Genomic DNA, 7286 nt, shown 5'->3' with positions numbered 1-7286 from the left:
CTCCACCACCCCCGCCGGCCACCGCGAGGCCGTCGCTGCCGCCGCTGCCGAGGCCATGGCCCACGGCAAGTCGCCGCTGGAGGCCGCCGAGCGTGCCGTGAGCCGCAGCGGTGACCGCTGGGGAGCGGTGTACTCCCCGGAGGACTACGAGGAGCTGGAGGAGGCCCTCGACGGCCGGTACACGGGCGTCGGGCTGTCGGCGCGGCGCGAGCGGGACGGCCGTATCGAGGTCGCCAGGGTGCGGCCCGGGTCGCCCGCGGCCGTCGCCGGGATCCGCGGCGGGGACCGGTTGCGGACCGTGGACGGCAGGTCGGTCGACGGGCGGCCGGTCACCGAGGTCGTCTCCTTACTGCGCGGCGACGCCCAGGACGCCGCCGCCGGTACGACCGTCCGGCTCGGGCTGGAACGCGGCACGCGCGCGTGGAGCGAGACCGTACGCCGGGCACAGCTCTCCACGGACCCCGCGACCGTCCGGCGGGTCGCCGAGAGCGAGGTCACCGTCATCCGGGTCGCCGCCTTCACCAAGGGCGTCGGCGCCGTGGTGCGCGGCGCGGTCCGGACGGCCCCGGCCGGTGCCGGGATCATCCTCGACCTGCGCGGCAACTCCGGCGGGCTGGTCACCGAGGCCGTCACCGCCGCCTCCGCCTTCCTCGACGGCGGCCTCGTCGCCACGTACGACGTCAACGGCGAGCAGCGCGCCCTGCACGCGGATCCGGGCGGCGACACCACCAGGCCGCTGGTCGCGCTCGTCGACGGCGGCACGATGAGCGCGGCCGAGCTGCTCACCGGCGCCCTCCAGGACCGTGGCCGGGCGGTCGTCGTGGGCTCCAGGACCTTCGGCAAGGGTTCTGTGCAGATGCCGAGCCGGCTGCCCGACGGCTCCGTCGCCGAGCTGACCGTCGGCCACTACCGCACCCCGTCGGGGCACGGCGTCGACGGCGTGGGCCTCACGCCCGACCTCGACGCGGGCCAGGGAGCGGGGGCACTGAAGCAGGCGGAGACGGTCCTGAGCGGCCTGGGCGATACGCCGTAGTACCTTTTCGTGGCCTCCTGGTAATCGGCTTTCCTTCTGGTGGCCTCGTAGTGCGAAAATGGCGGCACTATGGCTAAGGAAAAAGGGCGCAAGCTGATCGCCCAGAACAAGAAGGCGCGCCACGACTACGCCATCATCGACACCTATGAGGCCGGTCTGGTCCTCACCGGTACCGAGGTGAAGTCGCTGCGTCAGGGGCGGGCCTCGCTCGTCGACGGCTTCGTGCAGCTCGACGGCAACGAGGCGTGGCTGCACAACGTGCATGTGCCGGAGTACAGCCAGGGCACCTGGACCAACCACAGCGCGCGGCGCAAGCGGAAGCTGCTGCTGCACCGCGCGGAGATCGACAAGCTGGAGTCGAAGTCGGGGGAGTCGGGGCTCGCGATCGTGCCTCTCGCCCTGTACTTCAAGGACGGCCGGGCGAAGATCGAGATCGCGCTGGCGCGAGGCAAGAAGGAGTACGACAAGCGGCAGACGCTGCGGGAGAAGCAGGACCGTCGTGAGACGGACCGGGCGGTCTCGGCGGTGCGGCGCAAGCAGCAGCACGCGTAGCGGCGGAGGCGGCCTGAATCGGCTGCCCGGCCCGTGGCGCGACCGGGCGCGCGGAATATTGGTGGCACGCGCGCGTGTTGGTCACGTACGATGGCAACGCACCTCACCGAGGGTGCACCCCCCTCCCCGGAGGGACTCCTCTTCGGAGGGGATTGAAAAAACAACATGGGGATGATCGGTTTCGACAGCGGATGTCGAAGCAGGTGAAGCGTGTCGAGGAAGCGGCCATGATCTCGTAAACCACAGGCCGAAAAAAATAATCGCCAATTCCAACAGCGATTCTCCCGCGCAGCAGTTCTCCCTCGCCGCCTGATTTCAGGTAGCGACGAGCCTGCTCCGCACTAATGGGAGTGTCAGCCCGGGAGTGTTCCCGACCCGGATCCTGGCATCAGCTAGGGGACTAAACCTTGATCCCGGTCACGGGGTGAAGAGGGAAATCTAACAGTGACTGGGCCCGTCGGCGACTTGTTCGCGTGATTGCCGGGGCCAAGAAAAGCACAGCGAACTGCACACGGAGAAGCCCTGATTCCGCACCGTTGGACGCGGGTTCGATTCCCGCCATCTCCACAATTCCCATGTTATGCAGTGCCCAGCAGTGCAGTGCAGTACCAAAGGCCCCGTCGCTTTCGAGCGGCGGGGCCTTTGGCGTGCACGCCTGGGCACCTACGGTGACTTGAGGGAGTCGACGAAGGGGGTGTAGGCGGAGGGGGGGAAGGTTAGGGTGCGGGTAGCTGGGGCCTTGGAGTCTCGGATGGCTATGTGGGTGGGGGAGGCTGCGATCTCCACGCAGTCGTCGCCGTCGCCGCCGTCGGAGTAGGACGACTTTCGCCATCTGTCGGGGGTGGTCATGAGTCGCCTCACAGCTCTTTCGCCAGCTTGTAGATGAAGTCACGCGACTGCTCAGGTGTGAGTGCAACAGCTTTCACCTTCTGGAAGCGCGCTCGGTATGTGTCGAGTTGTGCTTCTGCATCGACATAGGCCGTACCGGCGGGGCCGTCGCGGATCACAGTGTCCAGTTTGGCCACGCTGCCGCCGACGTATGCCATCGTGCTGCCGCCCAGGGAGAAGCCCTCCAACGCGAATGGGATGACGCGCACGGTGATGTGAGCTGCTTCGGAGAGTTCCAGGATGAGCGCGAGCTGGGCTCGTGACGCGGCGCGGTCGCTGACCATCATCCGCAGTGCCGCTTCGTGGATCACTGCCTCGAAGGGAATGGGTGATGAGCCCTCTACGATCACGCGGCGCGCCATGCGGTGGCGTACGCGCAATTCAAGTTCGTCTTCCGTAAGTTCAGGGATCCTGTTGGAGTACACGGCACGGGCGTAGTCCTCTGTCTGCAGCAGGCCCGGTACGAACAGGATGGCCACGTTGCGTTGAAATCGAGCGTGATGATCCAGCTCGGCCAGGTTCATGAACGGCGCGGGCAGCAGCCCCCTGTACTCCTCCCACCACCCGTGCGTCCGGTCGGTGGCCATCGCGACCAGGGCGTCGATGAACTCCTCGTCCGTGCAGGCGTAGTGGGATGCCAGGCGGCGGAGTCGTTGCTCGCTCACGCCCGCGAGTCCGGTTTCGATGTGGCTCATCTGGACGCGATTCACCCCCAGCAGGGCTGCTGCCTCGACGGCCGAGAGTCCTGCCGCCTCGCGGAGTCTGCGCAACTCGACTCCCAGTCGCAGTTGACGCGCCGAGGGCTCGCGCCTCAGGACCATCCATCGCTCCTTGTTCAACACTCCGGCCGGTGCCGCCCGTTCGGGGTCAGATTACGCGATCGGCTTGCTCGGGATTACAAGTTAGACGTACCGTCGGTGACGCGACGCACACTCTGTGGAACGCCGGGATCCTCCGGAAGCGCACCACACCGTCCTGCCAAGACGGCTGCGGCATGCCACCGCCCCGCCGACCGCAACCCCCCACCACCCAACGGGAGTTGACGCATGCCTGAAATTGTCGATGCCGAACCCGAGTTCACCTCCGAGCCCGATTCCTGGGAGTACTCCTTCTACGTCCCCAACGACCCCCGCGCCGTCACCGTCAGCCGCCGCACCCTTCGGCTGATCCTCACCGTGCACGGACTGATCGGCCTCGTCGATGTCGCCGAACTCCTCGCCACGGAGTTGATGTCCAACGCCGTACGGCACACCAAGGGGCCCGCAGCCCTGCGCATCCGCTGGTCCGCCGGCGTACTGCGTATTGGAGCGTGGGACGCCGATCCCCGACCGCCGCAGCCGCCCCGGAAGTTGGGGCAGGTCGGTGAGGCGGAGGACGGGCGCGGGCTGGGGATGGTGGTGGCCTGTTCCGACCTCTGGGGGTGGCAGCCGCTCAGCCGGTTCGGGAACCGGGGGAAATTCGTGTGGTGCGAGCTGAAGTCGGCGGCGTGAACGTTTATGCGTAACTCGAAAGAGCGAACGCATCGCGAATTCCTCGAAATCTCTCCCTCTGCTCAGTCAAGGTTGCGCACATGGTTACGTCAGCTCATGAGGGTCTGCACCGCATCTTTCAGGAGCGGCCCGAGATCCTGGCTCCCGTGTTCGGGGTGCTGGGAGTCCCGTTGTCCGCGAAGGCGACCGTGGACGCCGTCACCACGGACGTGACGGAGGCCAGGCCGCTGGAACGGCGCGTGGACACCGTCCTGCGCATCGGTCCGTCCGACGGTGAGGATTTTCTGCTCGCGATCGAGTCGCAGTCGGCCAGAGTGCCGGGTAAGGAGCGGAGCTGGGCGTATTACGTCAGCTACCTCCAGGCCAAGTACGAACTGCCTGTGCTGCTGCTCGTCGTCTGTCAGGACCAGGCCACGGCCAAGTGGGCCGCCGGTCCCTTCGAATGCGGCACGAGCGGTTGGACAGCTATGCGGGTGTATCCGCTGGTCGCCGGGCCGGACAACCTGCCCGTGATCACGGATGTCAGGACCGTGGCCAAGAACCTCCCGCTGGCCGTGCTCTCCGCCCTGGCACACGCCCGCAGCAGCGACGGCGACGCCATACTGGAGGCAATCGGTACCGTGCTTCAGGAACTGCGGCAAACCGATCCCGACACCGCCGAGTACTTCTTCGACTTCCTGGAAGTCACCCTGGGTAAGACACCAGCCGGAAAGAAATGGAAGGACATCATGTCGTTCGTCAGCTACTTCCCGGGCCGGGGGACAGTTCGGGAGACCGCCTATTTCGAAGGTCAGGCCAAGGGCAAGGCCGAGGGGGAGGCCAAGGGGATCCTGCTGGTCCTGGAGGTGCGCGGCATCGCCGTTCCTGCAGACGTGCACGAGCGCATCACCACCTGCGCCGACCTCGACCGGATCGACACCTGGCTGGAGCGCTCCCGGACGGTCGTGCGTGCGGAGGACCTGTTTGCCGATGACCCGGATGCTGTGCCGAGCCCTCACGAACAGGACTGACCGATGAATGGTCCTCAGGCGGACGGCGCTCAAGGCGATGAGCCGTCGGAGTTGCTCGACCTCTATCGGTTCACGACGACGTGCCTCGGGTTGGGCATCCCCGCAGACAAGGTGGCCGGCGACTTCGTGTTCGGGTTGGAGGACCTCAGACAGCGCGGGGTTCTTCCCCTTGAGGACATGGCCCGGGTGCGCGGCACGATGGAGGCGGACCCTGAGCCGTGGGCCGCAGGGTTCGCCGCGGGGTATCTCTCCGCCTGGGCCGCAGCAATCCTGCGTGTGCTGGACGCCCGTGGAATCGCCGTCTCCAAGCACTTCTTCCGGCCCCTCAACCTGTGCACCGACGCGGGTACGCTCACACGCCTCCTCGAACAGGCCGTCACCGTTGCCCAGGGGACCGATGCGTTCACTGGGGAGTTCACCGTGGATCCACGTCCAGGGCCGTCGCACGGATCGTAGGGTCCGTCGCCCGCTCCCTGAGTTGTGCCCCACGGCACGGGATCGTCGACCGGGACACCATAAGGTGCTCCGCATGAGCATCATCGGAGTCGGGATCGACGTCGCGGAGATCGAGCGGTTCGGGGCCTCGCTGGAGCGGACACCCGGGTTGGCCCAACGGCTCTTTTTGGAGAGCGAGTTGCTGTTGCCCAGTGGTGAGCGGCGCGGTGTCGCCTCCCTTGCCGCGCGGTTCGCCGCGAAGGAAGCCATCGCCAAGGCGCTGGGTGCGCCGGCCGGTCTGCTCTGGACGGACGCCGAGGTCTGCGTCGAGGACAGTGGGAGGCCCTGGCTGCGGGTCTCGGGGACTGTCGCCGCGCGTGCTGAGGAACTCGGGGTGCAGTCGTGGCATGTGTCCCTCAGCCATGATGCCGGGGTGGCCTCGGCCGTGGTGATCGCGGAGGGGTAGGGCCTCTCTATTGGCGTTGGCGCGCGCCGTGTGCTGTGGGCCCGTTCGTGGGGTGTGCGGGAGACTCGGGGTATGCGAACTGCGTACAGCGTGGAGACGGTACGGGCGGCTGAGCGTGAGCTGATGGCGCGGTTGCCGGAGGGTGCGCTCATGCAGCGCGCGGCGGCCGGACTCGCCGTCGCCTGCGGGCAGTTGATGGGGCGCGTGTACGGCAGCCGGGTTGTTCTGCTGGTCGGCAGCGGTGACAACGGGGGCGACGCGCTGTATGCCGGGGCCCGGCTCGCCCGGCGTGGAGCGGGTGTCACCGCGGTGCTCCTGGTGCCCGAGCGCACCCATGCCGGAGGGCTTGCGGCGTTGAGGGGAGCGGGCGGGGCGGTGACGTGTGCCGAGGGCGCCGGTGCGGTTGTCCGGCGCGCCGACCTCGTTGTCGACGGCATTGTCGGGATCGGGGGGCGGGGTGGGCTCCGGGCCGATGCGCTGCCGGTGGTCGAGGCGGTGCGGGAGGCCGGAGTTCCTGTGGTCGCCGTCGATCTGCCCAGCGGGGTCGACGCCGACAGCGGTGAGGTGCACGGGGAGGCCCTCCGTGCCGATCTCACCGTGACCTTCGGGACCCATAAGCCGGGGCTGTTCGTCGACCCGGCGCGCGAGTACGCCGGGACCGTGCGGCTCGTTGATATTGGGCTTGGGGCGGTGCTTCCCGGGGCGGCCGAGCTTGAGGCCCTGCAACACGCTGACGTCGCACGGCTGTTGCCTGTGCCCGGTGTCGAGAGCGACAAGTACCGGCGGGGCGTCGTCGGGATCGCGGCCGGGTCGGCACGGTATCCGGGGGCCGCCGTGCTGGCTGTCGCGGGTGCGCTGCGGGGTGGGGCAGGGGCCGTGCGGTACGTGGGGCCGGCTGCTGATGCGGTGATCGCCCGCTTTCCCGAGGCGCTCGTGTCCGATCAGGGGCCGCACAAGGCGGGGCGTGTGCAGGCGTGGGTTGTGGGGCCCGGGGTTGGGGATGACGCCGCTGCCGTCGCCGAGGTGGTGGAGGCGGACGTACCCGTGCTGATCGACGCGGACGGGTTGCGGTTGGCGGACCGGGGCGCGGTGCGGGGGCGTTCCGCGCCGACGTTGATGACTCCGCATGCCGGGGAGGCTGCCGCGCTGCTTGGTGTGGGGCGGGCGGAGGTGGAAGGGGCGCGGTTGGCGGCCGTGCGGGAGCTTGCCTCTCGGTATCGGGCGACTGTGCTGCTCAAGGGGTCTACCACGCTGGTTGCCGGGGCGGCGGGGGGTGTCGTGCGGGTCAATGCGACCGGTACGGGGTGGCTGGCCACTGCTGGGAGTGGGGATGTGCTGTCGGGGTTGAGCGGGGCGTTGCTCGCGGCGGGGCTTTCCGTGCTGGATGCGGGGAGTGTGGGGGCGTATCTGCA

At 68.3% G+C, this 7286-nt stretch carries 10 protein-coding genes and 1 other RNA gene; 8 read left to right on the top strand and 3 right to left on the bottom strand.

From position 1 onward, the window contains the following. The 3 genes from AOK08_RS17225 to ssrA form a co-directional block, all read left to right on the top strand. The coding region (locus AOK08_RS17225; RefSeq protein ID WP_055526516.1) for a S41 family peptidase at positions 1-1033 on the top strand (1033 nt) is incomplete at its 5' end. A gap of 69 nt (positions 1034-1102) precedes the next feature. Then, positions 1103-1585 (top strand): SsrA-binding protein SmpB, encoded by a 483-nt coding sequence (gene smpB / locus AOK08_RS17220; RefSeq protein WP_055526514.1) that lies wholly within the window; start codon positions 1103-1105, stop codon positions 1583-1585. A 167-nt stretch (positions 1586-1752) separates the two neighbouring features. After that, positions 1753-2155: a transfer-messenger RNA gene (gene ssrA, locus AOK08_RS42320) on the top strand. A 93-nt stretch (positions 2156-2248) separates the two neighbouring features. Here ssrA and AOK08_RS43250 read toward each other — a convergent pair. Together AOK08_RS43250 and AOK08_RS17215 are read right to left on the bottom strand one after the other, a co-directional pair. Beyond that, positions 2249-2434: a DUF397 domain-containing protein gene (locus tag AOK08_RS43250; protein WP_079054081.1), complete on the bottom strand. Its 186-nt coding sequence runs from the start codon at positions 2432-2434 to the stop codon at positions 2249-2251. Between the two features lie 8 nt (positions 2435-2442). Beyond that, complete coding sequence (locus tag AOK08_RS17215) at positions 2443-3294, bottom strand: helix-turn-helix domain-containing protein (RefSeq protein ID WP_055526513.1); 852 nt, start codon at positions 3292-3294, stop codon at positions 2443-2445. Positions 3295-3519: 225 nt separating this feature from the next. Here AOK08_RS17215 and AOK08_RS17210 point away from each other — a divergent pair, with 225 nt between their 5' ends. Next, on the top strand, positions 3520-3963 hold the full coding sequence (locus AOK08_RS17210) for an ATP-binding protein (protein ID WP_055526510.1): 444 nt from the start codon (positions 3520-3522) through the stop codon (positions 3961-3963). A 118-nt stretch (positions 3964-4081) separates the two neighbouring features. Here AOK08_RS17210 and AOK08_RS48440 read toward each other — a convergent pair whose 3' ends face one another. Next, positions 4082-4210: a hypothetical protein gene (locus AOK08_RS48440; protein WP_277816027.1), complete on the bottom strand. Its 129-nt coding sequence runs from the start codon at positions 4208-4210 to the stop codon at positions 4082-4084. Here AOK08_RS48440 and AOK08_RS17205 point away from each other — a divergent pair. The 4 genes from AOK08_RS17205 to AOK08_RS17190 form a co-directional block, all read left to right on the top strand. Further along, complete coding sequence (locus AOK08_RS17205; RefSeq protein ID WP_241826980.1) at positions 4203-4973, top strand: hypothetical protein; 771 nt, start codon at positions 4203-4205, stop codon at positions 4971-4973. The two genes, AOK08_RS48440 and AOK08_RS17205, sit on opposite strands and share 8 nt — an antisense overlap. 3 nt (positions 4974-4976) lie before the next feature. Beyond that, positions 4977-5429 carry a hypothetical protein gene (locus tag AOK08_RS17200; protein WP_055526505.1) on the top strand — a complete coding sequence of 151 codons (453 nt, stop codon included), beginning with the start codon at positions 4977-4979 and terminating at the stop codon, positions 5427-5429. Between the two features lie 73 nt (positions 5430-5502). Beyond that, positions 5503-5874 carry a holo-ACP synthase gene (locus AOK08_RS17195; RefSeq protein ID WP_055526503.1) on the top strand — a complete coding sequence of 124 codons (372 nt, stop codon included), beginning with the start codon at positions 5503-5505 and terminating at the stop codon, positions 5872-5874. Between the two features lie 72 nt (positions 5875-5946). Beyond that, positions 5947-7286 (top strand): NAD(P)H-hydrate epimerase (locus AOK08_RS17190; protein WP_055526502.1); only part of this gene is annotated, 1340 nt, incomplete at its 3' end.

This window comes from Streptomyces graminilatus (genome assembly GCF_001418565.1).
In the GTDB taxonomy this organism is placed as follows: domain Bacteria; phylum Actinomycetota; class Actinomycetes; order Streptomycetales; family Streptomycetaceae; genus Streptomyces; species Streptomyces graminilatus.
This window is presented reverse-complemented; position numbering and strand designations above follow the sequence as displayed.